The organism is Haemophilus sp. HMSC071C11 (assembly GCF_001837655.1).
In the GTDB taxonomy this organism is placed as follows: Bacteria; Pseudomonadota; Gammaproteobacteria; order Enterobacterales; family Pasteurellaceae; genus Haemophilus; species Haemophilus influenzae.
In genome coordinates, this window is the sequence record NZ_KV833443.1 from 1 (window position 1) to 18,975 (window position 18,975).

Annotated in this window: 15 protein-coding genes, 4 tRNA genes and 1 rRNA gene; 11 read left to right on the forward strand and 9 right to left on the reverse strand. The window is 37.6% G+C overall.

All coding sequences use genetic code 11. From position 1 onward, the window contains the following. Positions 1-79 precede the first annotated feature (79 nt). From rrf to psiE, 4 genes are all read left to right on the forward strand, one after another. Positions 80-195, forward strand: a 5S ribosomal RNA gene (gene rrf, locus HMPREF2644_RS07235). 12 nt (positions 196-207) lie between these two features. Further along, positions 208-284 (forward strand) — tRNA-Asp (locus HMPREF2644_RS07240). Between the two features lie 28 nt (positions 285-312). Continuing rightward, positions 313-388: transfer RNA gene (locus HMPREF2644_RS07245), tRNA-Trp, on the forward strand. Positions 389-617: 229 nt separating this feature from the next. Then, complete coding sequence (gene psiE, locus HMPREF2644_RS07250; protein WP_005661523.1) at positions 618-1,037, forward strand: phosphate-starvation-inducible protein PsiE; 420 nt, start codon at positions 618-620, stop codon at positions 1,035-1,037. A gap of 63 nt (positions 1,038-1,100) precedes the next feature. Here psiE and HMPREF2644_RS07255 read toward each other — a convergent pair whose 3' ends face one another. Further along, entirely contained in the window at positions 1,101-2,387 is a 1,287-nt protein-coding gene (locus HMPREF2644_RS07255) for a heme biosynthesis protein HemY (protein ID WP_005661525.1), read from the reverse strand. A gap of 10 nt (positions 2,388-2,397) precedes the next feature. Beyond that, a complete protein-coding gene (locus HMPREF2644_RS07260; protein ID WP_005668488.1) occupies positions 2,398-3,609 on the reverse strand; it encodes a uroporphyrinogen-III C-methyltransferase in 1,212 nt (403 codons plus the stop codon). Positions 3,610-3,914: 305 nt separating this feature from the next. Here HMPREF2644_RS07260 and HMPREF2644_RS07265 point away from each other — a divergent pair, with 305 nt between their 5' ends. The 5 genes from HMPREF2644_RS07265 (at position 3,915) to HMPREF2644_RS07285 (ending at position 10,695) form a co-directional block, all read left to right on the forward strand. Then, entirely contained in the window at positions 3,915-6,446 is a 2,532-nt protein-coding gene (locus HMPREF2644_RS07265; protein ID WP_070828354.1) for a class I adenylate cyclase, read from the forward strand. A gap of 73 nt (positions 6,447-6,519) precedes the next feature. Then, positions 6,520-7,527 (forward strand): NAD(P)H-dependent glycerol-3-phosphate dehydrogenase, encoded by a 1,008-nt coding sequence (gpsA, locus tag HMPREF2644_RS07270; RefSeq protein WP_011272190.1) that lies wholly within the window; start codon positions 6,520-6,522, stop codon positions 7,525-7,527. A gap of 16 nt (positions 7,528-7,543) precedes the next feature. Next, a complete protein-coding gene (gene cysE / locus HMPREF2644_RS07275; RefSeq protein WP_005694542.1) occupies positions 7,544-8,347 on the forward strand; it encodes a serine O-acetyltransferase in 804 nt (267 codons plus the stop codon). Positions 8,348-8,356: 9 nt separating this feature from the next. After that, complete coding sequence (locus HMPREF2644_RS07280; protein WP_005692744.1) at positions 8,357-9,172, forward strand: shikimate 5-dehydrogenase; 816 nt, start codon at positions 8,357-8,359, stop codon at positions 9,170-9,172. 137 nt (positions 9,173-9,309) lie between these two features. Continuing rightward, positions 9,310-10,695 (forward strand): DASS family sodium-coupled anion symporter, encoded by a 1,386-nt coding sequence (locus tag HMPREF2644_RS07285; protein ID WP_005688232.1) that lies wholly within the window; start codon positions 9,310-9,312, stop codon positions 10,693-10,695. A gap of 137 nt (positions 10,696-10,832) precedes the next feature. Here HMPREF2644_RS07285 and folD read toward each other — a convergent pair whose 3' ends face one another. Continuing rightward, on the reverse strand, positions 10,833-11,681 hold the full coding sequence (gene folD / locus HMPREF2644_RS07290; RefSeq protein WP_005654480.1) for a bifunctional methylenetetrahydrofolate dehydrogenase/methenyltetrahydrofolate cyclohydrolase FolD: 849 nt from the start codon (positions 11,679-11,681) through the stop codon (positions 10,833-10,835). 181 nt (positions 11,682-11,862) lie between these two features. On the opposite strand from folD, the gene HMPREF2644_RS07295 reads away from it, so the two are divergent. Together HMPREF2644_RS07295 and HMPREF2644_RS07300 are read left to right on the forward strand one after the other, a co-directional pair. After that, positions 11,863-11,939, forward strand: a tRNA-Pro gene (locus tag HMPREF2644_RS07295). A gap of 47 nt (positions 11,940-11,986) precedes the next feature. Next, positions 11,987-12,063 (forward strand) — tRNA-Arg (locus tag HMPREF2644_RS07300). Between the two features lie 145 nt (positions 12,064-12,208). Here HMPREF2644_RS07300 and fucP read toward each other — a convergent pair. The 6 genes from fucP to HMPREF2644_RS07330 all read right to left on the reverse strand — a co-directional run bounded on the left by fucP (position 12,209) and on the right by HMPREF2644_RS07330 (position 18,885). Next, positions 12,209-13,495, reverse strand: coding sequence for an L-fucose:H+ symporter permease (gene fucP, locus HMPREF2644_RS07305; RefSeq protein ID WP_005668621.1), 1,287 nt, complete (start codon positions 13,493-13,495; stop codon positions 12,209-12,211). Between the two features lie 38 nt (positions 13,496-13,533). Then, on the reverse strand, positions 13,534-14,184 hold the full coding sequence (gene fucA / locus HMPREF2644_RS07310; RefSeq protein WP_005648575.1) for an L-fuculose-phosphate aldolase: 651 nt from the start codon (positions 14,182-14,184) through the stop codon (positions 13,534-13,536). 19 nt (positions 14,185-14,203) lie between these two features. Continuing rightward, positions 14,204-14,638: an L-fucose mutarotase gene (gene fucU / locus HMPREF2644_RS07315; RefSeq protein ID WP_005648572.1), complete on the reverse strand. Its 435-nt coding sequence runs from the start codon at positions 14,636-14,638 to the stop codon at positions 14,204-14,206. A gap of 13 nt (positions 14,639-14,651) precedes the next feature. Then, positions 14,652-16,064 (reverse strand): L-fuculokinase, encoded by a 1,413-nt coding sequence (fucK, locus tag HMPREF2644_RS07320; RefSeq protein ID WP_070828355.1) that lies wholly within the window; start codon positions 16,062-16,064, stop codon positions 14,652-14,654. A 72-nt stretch (positions 16,065-16,136) separates the two neighbouring features. Further along, a complete protein-coding gene (fucI, locus tag HMPREF2644_RS07325; protein WP_070828356.1) occupies positions 16,137-17,906 on the reverse strand; it encodes an L-fucose isomerase in 1,770 nt (589 codons plus the stop codon). A 229-nt stretch (positions 17,907-18,135) separates the two neighbouring features. Next, positions 18,136-18,885, reverse strand: coding sequence for a DeoR/GlpR family DNA-binding transcription regulator (locus HMPREF2644_RS07330; protein WP_005661551.1), 750 nt, complete (start codon positions 18,883-18,885; stop codon positions 18,136-18,138). Positions 18,886-18,975: the final 90 nt, after the last annotated feature.

Genomic DNA, 18,975 nt, shown 5'->3' on the forward strand with positions numbered 1-18,975 from the left:
TTCCCCATGTGAGAGTAGGGCACCGCCAGGTTTTATTTTTTTAGTTTATTCATTGAGTAAATTAAAAAAATAAAAAATTTTTGGCAGAGATAGTGCAATAGATCCACCTGATACCATACCGAACTCAGAAGTGAAATGTTGTAACGCTGATGGTAGTGTGGGGTTTCCCCATGTGAGAGTAAGGCACTGCCAATCATCATTTTTAGCGGAGTGGTAGTTCAGCTGGTTAGAATACCTGCCTGTCACGCAGGGGGTCGCGGGTTCGAGTCCCGTCCATTCCGCCAATTCATATCATAGTTTATTGATACCAATAGGGGCGTAGTTCAATTGGTAGAGCACCGGTCTCCAAAACCGGGTGTTGGGAGTTCGAGCCTCTCCGCCCCTGCCATTAAAAAACCTTTCATTTTCAATAATTTACTACATTGTAAAAATTTTCTTGTGAGAAATAATCCTATTCTTGTAGTGTAAATGTGACATTTATTCATAAACTTTATTATGTGATCGCATTTAAATGCGTAGGAATATAATAATTTCTAATAATTATTTTTAAATAATTTTGACCAGTTTTATAATTTTACATTAGTATACGAGTCTTAATTTTGTTGTAAGGAATAAAAATGGAAGAGTCCCTAGAATTAGAAAAATTGCCACGAATCATTACTGATGTATTGAAAATTGTGCTTTGTACAGCGTTGATTGCGCTAGCGATTGTGCTTATTATTGCCCTTGTAAAAATAACTTATACTTTATCTATGATGGTGCTTAACACTTCGTCTGTTGTACCTTATGATGTTGCTGAACAAGCAGTAATGTTTTTCTTATATTTCGGGTTTATTGGTTTGATTGTGCAGTATTTTAAAAGCGGATATCACTTCCCTTTACGCTATTTTATTTATGCTGGGATCACTGCGATGTTGCGTTTAATCATTGTTAATCATGAAAGCTCGGTGGATACCATCTTATTTGCAGGCGCAATTTTGATTATGGTGATCGCACTCTGTTTGGTGTTATATTCTAATAAACTGAAAAATATATAGTTTTAGATTCAAAACAACAAAAAACGCACTTCACTTGAAGTGCGTTTTGTCTTTTTAGTTGAGCTACTCAGATTTGCTTTCTAAAAGTGCGGTTGAATTTTCTTCTGTTTTTTCTTCCGCACTTTCTGGAATGACATCCTGAATTGCCATCACTGATTTCAAACTCTCTTGGCGAACTTGTTCAGCTAATGCTTTATCGCCCGCTTGTTCAAATACATAAGATGCCATCATCAAATCATTTTGTTCTAATTGTTCAGGGCAAGCGATCACGTTTTTGAATACATCTGCTGCTTTAATAAATTCATTGTTACGAACATATAAATAACCCAAAGCACGATTGATACAGCATTTTTGTTTTTCATCCACACGTTTTGCACGTTTTTCTATTAGCTTGAGAAGTTTACTGTTATCTTCTGGTTGTAAACGTGTAATTTGAGTACAAAGAGGTAAACTGATTGCTGTATTGTCACCGAGTTTTTTCAGTATTTCAAATGTCAATTCAGTAGCTGATTCATGATCATTACAGTCAATTAAACGTTGAATAAGGCTAATTTTAAGTTCAATATTGTTACGGCGATGACGAGGTTGCTGATTCCACCAAGTTAGTAAGCCATCAATTCCTTCTTCGTTCATTTTCTCGTCGAGTAAACCATTTTCGGTTTTAGATCGAAGATCTTTGAATTCTTCATCATTGAATAAACCGCTATTCGCAACATTGTCTAAAATTTTATCTAGAGCTTGATAGGCTTTAGAGCGAAGATAAATTTCTACCGCGAGTTTTAATACTTCTTTATTGCGACGAGCCATTTCTAATAAGCTATCTACAGAACTGCGTGCTGCAGGTAACTTGTTTTGTTGCAATAAAATGCGAGTACGGGCAATTTCCACGAGCAAATTATCAGAGCCGGCTAATTCTGTCGCTTCAATTAAATAGCGATTTGCACTAAATTCGTCGCCACGTTGTTGAGCAGCTTCTGCTGCTTTGATGAGATTTAGTACAGGTTCAGCAGAATGTTTAGCATTTTTGCCAATTAATTTTTCTGCTTTAGCGTAATCCCCTTCATTCATTTTTACCAAGCCTTCAAGGGTTTGTTTTTGCGCTTTTACACGTTTGCGATTAGAAAACCATTGATAAGAGCTACGACTTAAACGAAAGAAACGAGTGATGCCCCATTCAAAAGCATAAATTATTGCTAAAGAAATAATGAAAAAAATCACTAAGGTAGTGATGGACATTTCTATAATACGATTTGCTGTCTCAATGCGCACATAACCTTGCTGACCAGAAATATAAGGCCCTGCTACAAGTCCTACAAGCAATGTCAGCATTAAAAAGAGCACTCTAAACATAGACTTATCCTTATTGTTGTGATTCAGATTGTGTTGGTTTAACAGCTTCTACTTTAGGCATTGTATCAATCGCCTTGTCTGCTTCAATTTCCACTTTTTGTAGATCTAAAGCTGTACGATTAAGATATTTGTCAAGTAATGTTAAACTTTTTAATTGCTCTGGTACATCTACATAAATAGAAGTATCAGTCAATCCATCTACTAATTTTAAGAAATTTTGTGTTACTTCAGCGTTTGTATCAAAATAGCTACGAACCCAAGAAGAAACAGCTTCTAGAGATTGCTTATAAAGTTCATTTTGCTGACGAGGAACTGCCATAATCGCAAGCTGTAAACGTAGACGAATGTTCTCACGAAGATAAATATCTTGATTTGGTGCAAGTAATTCTTTTTTATTTGAATTTTGTTTTGGCGAAATACGAATAAAATGATTTAGGAAAGAGGTTGCACTTTTTTCAATATTTTGTTGCCAGTCAGTAATGTTGTTGGATAATTTATCATTATTTTTAGATGTTTCATCAAAATTTACATTCAAAGCCTGTAATTCATCGACTGTGTTTGCAAGCTGTGACAGTTTTTGCATTATCGCATTTTGATCCACACTTGAAAGCGAAAGAAGTTGTTTTAAATCTTGATTGATTGCACTACGAATTTCATTTGCTTGTGAATTATTAACCTTGACGAGGGTTTCATCAGCTAATTTTAATAAAGAAACCGCTGTATCAACATCGTTATCTAAAACAAGTTTACGCAGGGCATTATTTAGTAAAAAATCAGCTTCGGAAAATAACCAATCGCTTGGTTGTTGTGCGATGGCAAGCTGACTTACTTGTTTCATTTGAGTTTGTAAGGATGTTATTTCCCCTGTTTTGCTTACAATTAATTGTTCCAGTTGAGCTATATTTTCTTGTGCAGTTTTTAAACTCTGTTCTAATTGTGTAAGTCGTTTATTGTTATTGGTGTTATTTGAGGAAAGATTTGCTCCCGTTTGATTTTCAAGTGCGGTTAATTTCTGTTGAATTTCAGCTATTTGTTGCTGACCAAAATAGTATCCAGCTCCACCAATACCTAGCGCAACAAGTATTGCTAATAAACTCAATGCTGTACCCGTTTTTTTCACAATAGTTTGCGGAACAGACTGCATTGTTTCAGCTTGTTCAACAGCTGTTTTGGGCGTATCTGTAAGTTGTTCAGTGAGGTCGTTAGGTTGCTCTTTTGCCATATCAATTCCTTAATAAGTGATATTGAGTAAGGTATTTTATAATACTTTGCGTTGATAAGAAAAATATCAAGCTATCCACTAATAATAGAAAATATAGATTTTTATATCGGCAGAATTAAGCTATTTACGCAATAAAATTAGGTGCTATCCTACCACTCTTAGGTAAAAAAGTCATTTTGATTGTTGATAGGTAAAACTTATAATATATTTTAAAAAAATTGTGATTTATGTCACATTTTTTTGCATTTATACTCCCTAAGTGGTAAATTGTTCGCCAATTTTTGTTGTTCTGGTAGGGACACCACGTGGAATGTAATCTAGCACAAGCAAAACAATGGGTTAGCGCCTTGGATCAACGCCGTTTTGAGCGTGCATTACAAGGTTCAGGCGATGCATTCCAACACGTTTTAGCGATTGCACCTTTACTTCTACACCTAAACCATCCGCAACTTCCCGGCTATGTTATTCACGCCCCCTCTGGCATTGCGAATTTCCTTGCTTCTGATTATCAAAAAAAATGGCTCACCAATGAATACAGTATTCACTATGCCGATCATAAGCCATCAATACTCAAAAGTGCGGTAAATTTTCACGAAGTTTTACCACCAATTCTAGGCGTTTATGTAATGGGTAGCTTTGGCTCAATAAGTCAAACCTCTTCTTCAGATCTTGATACTTGGATTTGTGTCCGTGATGGCTTGAGTCCAGATGAATATACACTTCTTACTCAAAAAGCCAAGCGGATTAGTGAATGGGCAATGCAATTTAATGTGGAAATTAATTTTTATTTGATGGATCAACAACGTTTCCGCAATGAACATTATGCTGACCCACTGACTATTGAAAATAGCGGCTCTGCGCAATATATGTTATTGCTTGATGAGTTCTATCGCTCCGCCGTACGCTTGGCTGGTAAACCTCTACTTTGGTTGCATTTATGGGTGGAAAATGAAAAAGACTATGAAAAACAGGTGGCGCGTTTAATTACTGAAGGGGAAATAGATCCAAATGATTGGGTGGATTTCGGCGGTTTAGGACAATTTTCTGCAAACGAATATTTCGGTGCCAGTTTATGGCATCTTTATAAAGGGATTGATTCACCTTATAAATCTGTGCTCAAAATTTTGTTGTTGGAAGCCTATTCCAAGGAATACCCAAACACTTGCTTAATTGCCCGCACTTTTAAGCGAGATTTACTTTCAGGCAATACCAATCCTGATCACCATTTTGATCCTTACATTGCCATTCTTGCAAAAGTAACCCAATATTTAACCGCACTTTCTGAATTTAAACGTTTGGATTTTGTGCACCGTTGTTTCTATGTGAAAGCAACGGAAGATTTTGCACGTTACCAAGCCAATAATTGGCGTATTCGTTATATGGAAATCCTTGCGCAAGAATGGGGATGGTCTGCAGAAACGGTAAAACATCTCAATAAGCGTCCATTTTGGAAAATTAAGGCAGTAAAAGAAAACCACGATAACATAATGAAATTTTTAATGTTGAGTTATCGTAATTTAGTGGAATTTGCTCGAAAGCATCATATTCACTCGAGCGTCGTGCCACAAGATATCAACATTCTTTCTCGTAAACTTTATACTGCTTTTGAAGAACTTCCCGGCAAAGTGTCCTTACTCAACACACAGATATCTCACAATTTATCAGAAGCACACCTGACTTTTGTGGAAGTTCGTGGCAATAAACATTTTAAAGATGGTTGGTACCTTATCAATCAACCAATACACCATATTATGTTCTCCAAAGAACGGGTGATCGAATACGGAGAAAGCCTGAATAAATTAGTTTCTTGGGCTTATTTCAATCATTTACTCACAGAAAAAACCGAATTGTCAATTTTTAGCAAGAATGTGACTTTAAGCACATTGCAACGCTTTGTCACTAACTTACGTCAGTCTTTTCCAAGCACCATCGCCAAACAACCTAAAAATAGCGATTTATTGAATCAATGTGAAATTCGTAGCTTGTTTATTGCCATAAATCTCACGACCGATCCAACATCCAAAGTAGAAGAAGTATTAACGGGTATTTCATCGCGAGATTTATTTAGTTTTGGATCGCTTGAGCAAAGCCTTGTGGGCAGTATTGATTTTACTTATCGTAACGTGTGGAACGAAATCCGAACGCTCCATTTTGAAGGGCAAAATGCCATTTTGCTTGCACTAAAAGTGCTTTCTAACAAAATTTATCGTGGCGTTAATCGCCCAGATTCCATCCAAGTCTATTGTTATAGTGAACGTTATCGCCAAGATTTACGTCAATTAGTGATGGGATTAGTCAATCGATGCGTTAGCATCCAAGTCGGCGATATTCAACAACCTTGCCAAACGTCACGTTTACGCGTAGCGGGTAAAAACTGGCAATTATTTTTTGAAGATCGCGGCATCAGCTTACAAGAAATCGGAAATGAATCGGTCTGTAATGACGCTGAAAGTGCGGTGGATTTTGACGAAGTTTTACAAACACCAATTGAAGATGGCGAGACAAACCAAGAAAGTCGTCGCTATCCACCAGAAATGGATGCCTTCGCAAGTGAAGGATTCCTACAATTCTTTTTTGAAGATAATTCTGATCACAGCTTCAATGTTTATATTTTAGATGAATCTAATCATCTCGAAATCTATCGCCACTGCGATGGTGAAAAAGATGAAAAAGTGCGGGAGATTAATCAACTTTATCAAAACGCCAAACAGGAAGGCGATAAAAATCCTTACAATATCGTTCAACATAATTTTAACTACCCTCAATTTTATCAACTACAAAATGGAAAAAATGGCATATCCATCGTGCCGTTTAAATTCCGCCAAATGAATAAGTAATATTTTCCTGTGGTTGATAGGTTACCGAAAGATATCTATACTTATTTCCTCTTTTACTAGATAAATTGTAGATATGATAACTTCGCAAACACCAATCACTGTGCTAGGTGCGGGATCTTATGGAACTGCGCTGGCAATTACCTTTTCTCGCAATGGTTCTCCCACTCACTTATGGGGGCACAATCCCGTCCATATCGCACAAATGCAGACAGAACGACAAAATTATCGTTTTTTGCCGGATGTCATCTTTCCTGAGGATCTTCATTTAGAAAGTAATCTTGCACAAGCAATGGAATATTCTCAAGATATTTTAATCGTGGTGCCAAGCCATGCTTTCGGTGAAATTCTTATAAAAATTAAACCGCACTTAAAAGCCCATCACCGATTAATTTGGGCAACAAAAGGTCTGGAGCGTAACACAGGGCGTTTACTACAAACCGTAGTTGAAGAACAACTCGGAACGCAATATCCACTAGCTGTACTTTCTGGCCCAACTTTTGCAAAAGAATTAGCGCAAGGTCTACCATCAGCTATTACGCTTGCTGCCAATAACGAGCAATTCGCGCGGGAATTTCAGTCTCGTATTCATTGTAGTAAAGGTTTCCGAGTTTATATAAATTCGGATATGACTGGCGTTCAACTTGGTGGTGCAATTAAAAATGTGATCGCAATTGGTGCGGGTATTTCAGACGGTATGGGATTTGGCGCAAATGCTCGCACAGCACTGATTACTCGAGGTATTGCAGAAATTACCCGCTTAGGTATCTCGCTCGGTGCAAATACCAATACATTTATGGGAATGTCTGGATTGGGCGATTTAGTGCTAACTTGCACCGATAATCAATCGCGCAATCGACGTTTTGGATTAATGCTAGGTAAAGGATTAGATGCCCAAATGGCTATGGAAAATATCGGGCAAGTCGTAGAAGGTTTTTATAATACAAAAGAAGCCTATTTGCTTGCACAAAGACAAGGTGTGGAAATGCCGATTACAGAACAAATTTATCAAATGCTGTTTTGTGGCAAAAACGCACAAGATGTAGCAATCAGCCTTTTGGGGCGAGCATGTAAAGGCGAATAAAATAAAAGGAGAAATTATGACATTAGATGTGTGGCAACATATTCGCCAAGAAGCCAAAGAACTTGCTGAAAACGAACCTATGCTTGCTAGTTTTTTTCACTCTACAATTTTAAAGCATCAAAATCTGGGTGGTGCGCTAAGTTATTTATTGGCTAACAAATTAGCCAATCCTATTATGCCAGCTATTTCTCTCCGTGAAATTATTGAGGAAGCCTATCAATCTAATCCTTCGATTATTGATTGCGCTGCTTGCGATATCCAAGCTGTCCGCCACCGAGATCCCGCTGTAGAATTGTGGTCCACTCCATTGCTTTATTTAAAAGGTTTCCACGCAATTCAAAGCTATCGAATTACCCATTATTTATGGAATCAAAATCGTAAATCCCTTGCCCTTTATTTACAAAACCAAATTTCAGTAGCTTTCGATGTAGATATTCACCCAGCGGCGAAAATTGGCCACGGAATCATGTTCGACCATGCAACAGGTATTGTTGTGGGTGAAACATCTGTAATCGAAAATGATGTTTCAATTTTGCAAGGGGTAACACTTGGCGGTACGGGAAAAGAATCAGGCGATCGTCATCCCAAAGTACGCGAGGGTGTTATGATTGGGGCGGGTGCAAAAATTCTCGGTAATATTGAAGTGGGTAAATACGCCAAAATTGGGGCAAACTCTGTTGTGCTTAACCCCGTTCCTGAATATGCCACAGCGGCTGGCGTGCCAGCTCGAATTGTAAGTCAAGATAAAGCAGCAAAACCTGCTTTCGATATGAACCAATATTTTATCGGCATTGATGATGGAATGAATTTAAATATATAAGGAGACACCATGATCAACAAAGATACCCAACTCTGCATGTCTTTATCAGGTCGTCCGAGTAATTTCGGTACTACCTTTCACAATTATTTGTACGACAAGCTAGGGTTAAATTTCATTTATAAAGCATTCACCACGCAAGATATTGAGCACGCCATCAAAGGCGTTCGCGCATTAGGCATCCGTGGTTGTGCTGTTTCAATGCCATTCAAAGAAACTTGTATGCCATTTTTAGATGAAATTCATCCGTCAGCACAAGCCATTGAATCCGTAAATACCATCGTGAACGATAATGGCTTTTTGCGTGCATATAACACTGATTACATTGCCATCGTAAAATTAATTGAAAAATATCATTTAAATAAAAATGCTAAAGTCATTGTTCATGGCAGTGGTGGTATGGCAAAAGCCGTTGTGGCTGCCTTTAAAAATTCAGGTTTTGAGAAATTAAAAATTTACGCACGCAACGTAAAAACAGGTCAATATCTCGCCGCACTTTATGGCTACGCATACATTAATTCTTTAGAAAACCAACAGGCAGATATTTTAGTCAATGTTACGCCAATCGGCATGAAAGGGGGCAAGGAAGAAATGGATTTAGCCTTTCCAAAAGCGTTCATTGATAATGCTAGTGTCGCGTTTGATGTAGTGGCTATGCCTGTTGAAACGCCCTTTATTCGTTATGCTCAAGCACGAGGAAAACAAACTATTTCTGGTGCAGAAGTGATTGTACTTCAGGCTGTAGAACAATTTGAACTTTATACGCATCAACGCCCAAGCGATGAATTAATCGCTGAAGCTGCGGCGTTTGCTCGAACAAAATTTTGAAATAAAGATATGGTACATTGTGTTTTTATTAAAATTTGTTGCTCTCGATCACATTTCTGAATATTGCTCGTTGCATCTTTATAACATTCATTTAACATTGAACCCTATTTAAGTGATAGCTCTAACGGAGGAACTTTATGGGTGAGATGGCATCTTTAAGAAGTCATAAAAATGGCATTATTTTTATTTTAGATATTGTGCTGTTTTTTGTGTTATTAAATGTATTACCTTTTGAACCAAAAGCTAATTCTGGTTTGGCATTATTAGCTTTTATCGCGGTGCTTTGGTTAAGTGAAGCATTACACGTTACTATTACTGCATTATTAGTTCCACTTTTGGCTGTGGCATTGGGATTAGTTAGTACCAAACAAGCTTTAGTTGGTTTTGCTGATCCGACAATATTTTTATTTTTTGGTGGCTTTTCCTTGGCGACGGCATTGCATATTCAAAAACTTGATAAATTGATTGCCAATAAGATTATGGCACTAGCACGCGGTAATTTATTTATCGCAGTTATTTATCTCTTTTTGATTACAGCCTTTCTTTCTATGTGGATGAGTAACACGGCAACCGCTGCAATGATGTTACCCCTCGCCATGGGTATTTTAAGCCAGCTTGATCGCGAAAAAGATCATAACACCTATGTGTTTGTGCTGTTAGGGATTGCTTACAGTGCATCAATTGGTGGTATGGGAACCCTTGTAGGAAGCCCACCAAATGCAATTGTAGCAAGTAATTTAAATTTAACTTTTTCTGATTGGTTATGGTATGGCTTACCAATAATGATTATTTTGTTGCCGTTGATGATTGGGATTCTTTATATTATTTTCAAACCAAAACTTCATCTCAATTTTGAACAGACCTTTGAAAATATTGAAATGAATCCTATGCGTATATTGACGTTTATTATTTTTTCAGTCATTGCTTTAACGTGGATATTTAGCGGTAAAATTAATCCGTTTATTTCAGGATTACTAGGATTACAAAAAAACATTGCAAGTTTTGATAGTATCGTAGCCTTATTGGCGGCAATTGTTATTTGTTCAACAGGCGTTGCAAGTTGGAAACAAATTCAATCAAATACCGATTGGGGCGTATTAATGCTTTTCGGTGGTGGATTAACATTAAGTGCGGTGTTGAAGGATTCTGGTGCAAGTAAAATTTTAGCGGATAGTATTGTTTTTATGATTGATGGACAACATTTCTATCTTATTGGTTTATTAGTTGCGGCGTTCATTATTTTCTTAACTGAATTTACTTCTAATACAGCGAGTGCGGCGTTACTTGTACCTATCTTTATTTCTATCGCTCAATCATTGGGTATGCCAGAAATTGGTTTAGCATTAATTATTGGTATTGGTGCATCCTGTGCCTTTATGCTACCAGTAGCGACACCACCAAATGCGATTGTATTTGGCTCTGGTCAAGTAAAACAAAGTGAAATGGTCAAAGTTGGTTTCTTACTGAATTTAGTCTGTGTTGTAGTTATTGCCACTATGGGTTATATGTTCTGGCTTAAATAATATAGAATTGTTTACTTTTAATAAATGATGATTGAAGATCATAAATTTAAACGTAAGAAGTACAATAAAGCCATTTAAATAAATGGGTTAAAGCAAATGAAGCTTTAACCCATTTTTCATAACCGTTCTATACAAATCTATTTATTGTGTTCATAAGCATAAAGCGTATTGCTCATCAACATTGCAACGGTCATTGGCCCAACGCCACCAGGGACTGGTGTAATGTAAGCCGCTTTTTCGGCTGCTTTATCAAACTCTACATCGCCTACTAATTTTCCATCTACTCGGTTAATTCCAACATCAATTACGACCGCACTTTCTTTGATCCAATCGCCAGAAATTAAATTTGGTTTACCTACCGCAACGACAAGTATATCTGCTTGGCGAACGTGATTTTCCAAATTTTTAGTGAATCTATGTGTTACTGTGACGGTTGCCCCTGCTAATAATAATTCTAAAGACATTGGGCGGCCAACAATATTGGATGCGCCTACAATTACTGCGTGCTTGCCGTGTAAATCAATACCCGTTGTTTCTAATAGTTTCATCACACCATAAGGTGTACAAGCACGTAAAGTTGGAATACGTTGGCATAACCGCCCAACATTATAAGGATGAAAGCCATCTACATCTTTTTTAGGATCGATACGTTCAATAATAGCTTCCGCATTAATTTGTTTTGGCAAGGGGAGTTGCACCAAAATACCGTCAATATTTTTATCTGCGTTAAGTTGGTCAATAATCGCTAATAATTCATTTTGCGTGGTTGTTTCAGGGAGGTCATAAGATTTAGAGAGAATACCGACTTCCTCGCAACTTTTACGTTTATTGCCCACATAAATTTGCGAAGCAGGATCAGCACCAACGAGGATTACAGCAAGTCCTGGAGCGCGTTTTCCTTGTTCAATATAATGGGTTATTTTATCTGCTAAATTAGCTTTAATTTGTTTTGAAAGTTCAGTACCAGAGATGATTTTTGCGGCCATTGAGCTATCCTTGATATTATGTGATGAAAAAGAAAGCGTTTGCTATTTTAACGAACAATGATTTTTTTACAATGAAAAAGGGGGATATTTCTTAAAGTGGAATAATTTTGAACAATTAAGTTGAAAAATCAAAAATTTCATTGACTGAAATAAAAACAAACTTATAATTGACCGCACTTATCGGCGAGTAGCGCAGCTTGGTAGCGCAACTGGTTTGGGACCAGTGGGTCGTAGGTTCAAATCCTATCTCGCCGACCACTTCTTTCGTATTTTCTTGAAATTTTTGTAAAAGAAATCCTTTGAATGCGCCCTTAGCTCAGCTGGATAGAGCAACGCCCTTCTAAGGCGTGGGTCAAAGGTTCGAATCCTTTAGGGCGTGCCATTCGTTATCTGTTTAACTAGATCCTGTTTAGTTTTTTCAAATATAAGCACTTTCAGTCTGTTAGATTTTATGCTCATAATCTGCATCATTTGAGTGAAGAAGCTTAAATACACTCTTAATGATGCAGATAAAAACAATATTTTGGCTATTTAAGTATTTTCCAAGCTCTGAAGCCATAAATGGCAATTACTACAAAACAGATTAATGGTAGGATAAAGGAGAAATTTACTGCTGGAAGTCCCATAACTTCGCCTTGGTCAATAATCATTCCTTGTAGTGGTGGCATTAATGCACCGCCTACAATAGCCATTACTAAACCTGCAGCTCCTAATGTCGATTCCTCTTTTAAGCCATAGAGGGCAATACCATAAATGGTAGGGAACATTAAAGACATAAAACCTGAGGTTAAAATTAGGCAGTATAGACCCCATACACCGTCAATAAAGATAACTCCGAGAATACTTAAAAAACCACCAATAGCAAAGAGCATCAGCATAAATTCTGCTTTTAAATATTTCATTAATGCCGTGCTAATAAAGCGACTGCTAATAAAAATAGCCATAGCAATGATGTTAAAGTTTTGCCCTTCAGCTTTAGTAAAACCTAAACGTTCAGCGTATTGTACGATAAATGTCCAACACATGATTTGAACACCTACGTAAAAGGCTTGTGCGATCACGCCTTCACGATATTTGGCTTTTTGAGCCAGTCGACTTACTGCTGTTTTAAAGCTGATTTGTCCGGACTCTTCTATTTTTACGGCTGGCATTTTTTTCAATCCAATGATAATAAACACTGCAACCACGACAAATCCGAGTGCTATGTAAGGATCGCGAATTTCAGCTAAATCATGGGTGCGAATACTCATTTTTTCTGCTTCAGACAGGGTGTGGAAAATCAAATTACCTGCAGCATCACGTTTGTCAGATTCAAGATTAGTTAGGACTAACTGGGAAGCAACAAACATACCTGTAATTGAACCAAGTGGATTAAATGATTGTGCGAAATTTAAACGTCGAGTAGCTGTTTGAGGATCTCCCATTGCGAGAATATAAGGATTGGCAGTGGTTTCCAAAAAAGCGAGCCCAAAGGTTAAAATATAAAGGGAGACTAAAAAGAAATTAAATATTTCATATTGCGCAGCTGGCCAAAATAAAAATGCACCTATTGCATAAAGAGCAAGCCCCAGAAGAATCCCCGCTTTGTAGCTATAGCGACTGGCAAATAATGCCGCAGGAATAGCCATTGTGCCGTATCCTCCATAAAAAGCTAATTGTACCAATGCCGCTTCTGAGGCTGGAATTTCCATTACTGTTTGAAATACCGCAACCATCGGATTGGTAATGTCGTTGGCAAATCCCCAAAGAGCAAATAAGCTAGTAATAAGCACAAAGGGGACGATGAATTTCTTTTCTAAAACTTTGGCGTTCATAATGTTTTCCTCATGTAAGTGATGGGGTATAACAAGATTTAGGATTCTTCAATACGTAATCCATAGGTGTGGAATTTACCTAACACTACCTGCATTTGCTCTTTGCTGAGCAGTGGAATTTCTAAGCCTGTAGAGAGTAATTTCAAATACCAAGACGCTAATACTTCTACTTCTTGTGCGAGCCATAAGGCTTTATCTAGGTTTTCTCCGCAAGTGATTAAACCATGGTGTGCTAGTAAAATGGCTTTGCTTTCTTTGATTCCCGTTGCGACATAACTAGCTAATTCGTGACTACCAAATGTTGCATAAGGTACACAAGGAATATGATCTGTGCCGCTTACGGCTACCATGTAATGAATTGCAGGAATAGGTTTTTCGAGAATGGATAAGCCTGCACAGTGAATGGAATGATTGTGGACAACGGCATTTGCTTCAGGGCGAGTATGATAAACACTCAAGTGAAATTGCCATTCGCTTGATGGTAATTTATTTTCTTCGTGTTTGCCATTTCCATCAACATAAACAATATTTTCTGTCTTCATTAAGTGATATGGCATACCTGTCGGGGTAATCAGCATTCCATCTTTATAACGAACACTAACGTTTCCCGCTGTGCCTTGATTTAAACCTAATTTTGTCATTTCAAGACAAGTATCAATGATTTTTTGTGATAATTCTGCTCTGTTCATTTTGTAGTACCTCTATTGTTTATAAAATGGGAGTAACCCCTTTTTTAATGATAATGTTGCCATATTTTGCGATCTCACCACTGACAACAACAGCATAAGCCTGTTTGGCACGTGTATAAAAATCGAAGCGTTCTAGACAGGTTAAATTTGGTGTGAAACCGACCGCACTTTCAATCGCATTTAAGTAACGAGTTTCAACATTCGGATCTAAAGAATCTCCCTCAACTGCTTTCATCATCAACAGAGGGGCATCAACATAAGCGTCAAATTCGAATAAGGGAGTTATTGCTTCAAGCAAAATATCTATAGATATACCATCTGCACGTATTACATTTTTATGTAGTGAATGTGCGGGAAAATGGGCGTCAGCTAGAACTATCTCATCGCCATGCCCCATTTCGGCGAGGGTTTTTAGTAATTCAGGAGAAAGAGCTGGGTGAATACCTTTTAGCATTTTGTTGTTCCTTCTAGTTTGGGTAAATTCGTTTTCTTGTTGGTTGCATCGCTTGCTGTGCCGCGTTTACATTTTCGTAAATGCCTACGCCTGCAAAGGTAAACATTGCGGCACCAAGTACAGTACTTTCAGAAATGTCCACAACATCAATCGGTAAATTTAAGGTGTTTGCACGGATTTGATTCCACAATACATTTTTTGAACCACCCCCAACACAAATTAAGCTTTTAGCTTGGAACTGACTAACTTGATGTAGCACGGATAAACCTTTTTTGAGTTTATTTGCCATATGTTGTAATGCGCTGACATAAATTTCTCCACGAGTAGCAAACATGGAAAGTCCACTGATATTACCTTGTCCTAGTTGGCTAAAAATACCTTCAAAATTGACCGCTCTTTTTCCCGCATTAAAAGCTTTTTCTCCCTCTTTGATCATTGTGGTGTAATAGTGATCGCTACCATAAACATCGGAAAATAATAATTTACCTAACCATTCTATGACGCCAGAACCCACCCATTGTACCGCTGGATTAAAGCAATTGGATTGTGCATCAAATTCAGTGGTTAAGCCTTGAGAAACAAACTCAAATCTAGGTTCTGCGTGCTGGGTTCTAGCCATTAAGATTTCCCAGGTGCCAGAACTTAACACAGGCTGATTCAGCCCTGCACCAGACCCAAACACAGCAAATTGAGTATCATGTCCACAAGAAATGACAGGTACGGGATTTAATCCCCATTTCTGGGCTAACGGTGTACGTAATTTTCCAACTTTTTCACCTGCATAACGCATAGGAGGGAAATGGTTATTACTTAAACCCAGCGATGCTAAAATCGATGGATCCCAATTACCGCTAGTAAGGTTTGTCATCATTGATGTTCCCGCCATTGTGTGATCTGTAGTGAATTGACCAGTTAAGCGTTGAGTGAGCATTGACGAAATAAAAACGAATTTAGCCATTTTTCGGAAAACATCTGGCTTGTGTGTTTTTAACCAATGTAATTTAAATAAAGTATTAAAACTGTATTGACCAATGCCGTTACGTTGATAAAGGGATTTGATATCTAATTGATTAGATAGATTTTCCATTACTGGTATGGTTCGTGGACACTTCCATGAAATAATCGGATAAAGCTGTTGATCATTTTCATCAAAAGGTGCACCATCCACGCCGAATGTGGTAACAGATATTCCTACAATATCTTTTAAATCAATACCTTGTTGCATTAATTGATTGAAGGTTTGAGTTGCACAAGAGGTTAATTTTTGCCAGATTTCTTCAATATCCCAAATATGATAATCAGATGATTCGATTCCTTGTTTTGTATTATTAGCAAGGTGATGAGAGGCAAGAATTTGTCCTTTTTCATTTATCGCAATGGTGCGTAAATTTGTTGCGCCACAGTCAAAAATCAATGCGATAGCCATAAAAACTCTCCTCAGCGCAGTCAAAAATCATTATGTTTTTGACCGCACTTTTTTATAAAAACAAATTAGGGGTTATTTATAAAGCGGACCAAAGTTTTGGCAAGCTCGATAATCTTGCCCTTCCTTGTCTTGACCAAATCCATTCCAAGCACTAGGGCGGAAAATATTTTTCTCTGATACATTATGCATACAGACTGGAATACGTAACATCGAAGCAAGAGTGATTAGATCAGCCCCCATATGTCCGTGAGTAGCTACACAGTGGTTTGCTCCCCAATTTGCCATGACTGAATACACATCAGTAAATGCACCTTTTCCAGTTAAACGAGGAACAAACCATGTTGTTGGCCAAGTTTCATTAGTACGTTGATTTAATTTATTATGTACATCTTGAGGTAAGTCGATTGACCAGCCTTCCGCAATTTGTAAAACGGGACCTAAACCTTTAATAAGATTAATACGGTGCATTGTAAACGGTATGCCACCTTTGGTTAGGAATTGAGAAGATAAACCGCCCCCTCGAAAATATTCGTGAACAGCAGGGCACCAACGTGTATTTTCTAAGCAGCGTTTTGCTTCTTCTTCGGTAACATCCCATGCTGGTTTTAAAGTTGGATTGCCTTGAGCATCTTGATGTTCTCCCGTTCCATCAAGTGCAGCTGAACCTGAATTGATTAAATGAATGAATCCACTTTCAGGTCGCCATCCAGTAACACGCTCAACCGAATCTTGACTCCAATAAGTACGCACATCTGCGAAAATTTGAGCTTTGCCAGTTAATTGATGCCCAAATAACATTCCTATTGCATTTAAACTATCATTTTCCGTGGCAAGAATATAAGGTGGACGCACGCCATTCCAGTCATAAGTTGAATTGAGCATTGCCTCCATAAAATCGCCGTTTGGCAAATGATCAGTCCAATGACGCTGCCCTTGAAAACCTGCTGCAATGGCATTATGACCTAAGGCTTCTTCTGCATAATTTAATGTTGCTAATTTTGGATTTCCTACCATCAAATCACGAGTGATAATGGTCATTTTCACAACATTTTCCCAAAGTTCTGCACGCTCTTCCGCATTGCGTTGATTCTCTAGGCTATTTACATCAACCCCTTCTTTGCAATATTGTTTAACCCAACTCAAGGCTAAATCAACTTCTTCTTGATCATAAATTTTGCGGTCTAAACGGCGTTTAATTTCCATCATATCCACATATTCATTACGCATACCTAAATATTCTTGGAAGAAAGCTTGATTTACAATAGAACCTGCAATTCCCATGGAAACTGACCCAATAGATAAATAGGATTTTCCTCGAATACTTGCAACAGCAAGCCCAGCACGAGCAAAACGCAATAATTTTTCTTTTACATCTTCAGGAATGTTTGTGTCATCGGCTTCTTGAACTTCTGTGCCGTAAATGGAAAAGGCTGGTAGTCCTAATTGAGAATGACCAGCAAGGGCGGCAGCCAAGTAAACCGCACCTGGGCGTTCCGTACCGTTAAATCCCCAAATTGCTTTAGGCATGTGAGGATCCATATCAATGGTTTCTGAGCCATAACACCAACAAGGGGTAACGGTAATGGTTAATCCAACGTTTTCGCGTTTAAATTTATCCGCACAGGCGGCTGCTTCGGTTACACCGCCGATAGTGCTATCTGCAACTACACATTCAACGAAAGTACCATCTGTATGACGAATATGTGTTTGTAATAATTGAGCAACAGATTGAGCCATACGTATTGTTTGGGTTTCAAGAGATTCTCGAACCCCCATTCGACGACCATCAATAGTTGGACGAATACCGATTTTTATACGATTTGATTGAGTAGCAAGAGCCATAGTTACACTCCTTTGTTTGTGCTTAAGTAAGAATGATGAAATCACTGCAGAACAAATGGTGTTTTCATTGAATTAGAGTGTGAAAGAAAAATGATAAGGAAAACAGTAAGAAATGAAATTTTGTTGCAAAACTGCGAAGCAGATCACAAAAATTGACTATATTTAAGGAAATGTATATGACCGATTCTTTCAATTTTTAGTAATTTTCGGTCAAAATGGTCATCTATTTTTATAAAACGGTCATTATATCGTGTTGCTCACAATATTTTTGTAAGTTATCGGGAAGTGACCGATCAGAAAAAATGGTATTAATTTTGCTTAAATCGGCAAGTTGAATCAAACTTGTTTTTTCAAATTTAGAAGAATCAATTAACAAATAAGCACGTTCTGAAGCTTCCATCATTTTTCGTTTTAAAGAGGCATTCAGCTCGTTTGATTCCCAGATATTACCGTTTTTATCAATTCCTGAACAAGAAAACACTGAAAAATTAATATGTAATCGTTGTAATAAGTACTCAGATAAGGGACCGTAAAATGCTTCATATTTTGCTGAATAAACTCCGCCAGTAACAATAGTTTTAACATTGGATTTATTAACTAGGGCATTAATGTTAAACATTGAATTGGTTACTACTGTACAAGGAATATCGGGCATTAAATAAGCAAAATACCAACTTGTTGAGCTTGCATCTAAACCTATAACGGCATTTTCATATAGCAAATCCAAGGCTTTTTGGGCAATATGTCGTTTAGCTGTTGCATTAATATGTTTTCGAGTTTGGAAAAATGAACCTAAATCTTTGGTTTTATTACTCACTGCTCCTCCGTGGGTTCGGTGCAATAAGCCTTTGTTCGCTAATTTGTTCAAATCGCGACGAATGGTTTCCACCGAAATATCACAATGCTGTGCAAGTTCTATTACGCTGGCTTTTCCTTGTTGATTTACCCATTGTAAAATTAATTCATCACGATAATTCATCTCTTTTCCCTATACGGTGGATTTAGTCGAGATTCTAGTTTACGCTTGAGTATATTGAAAATCCAAGGATAAATTATATTGGGGGTGACG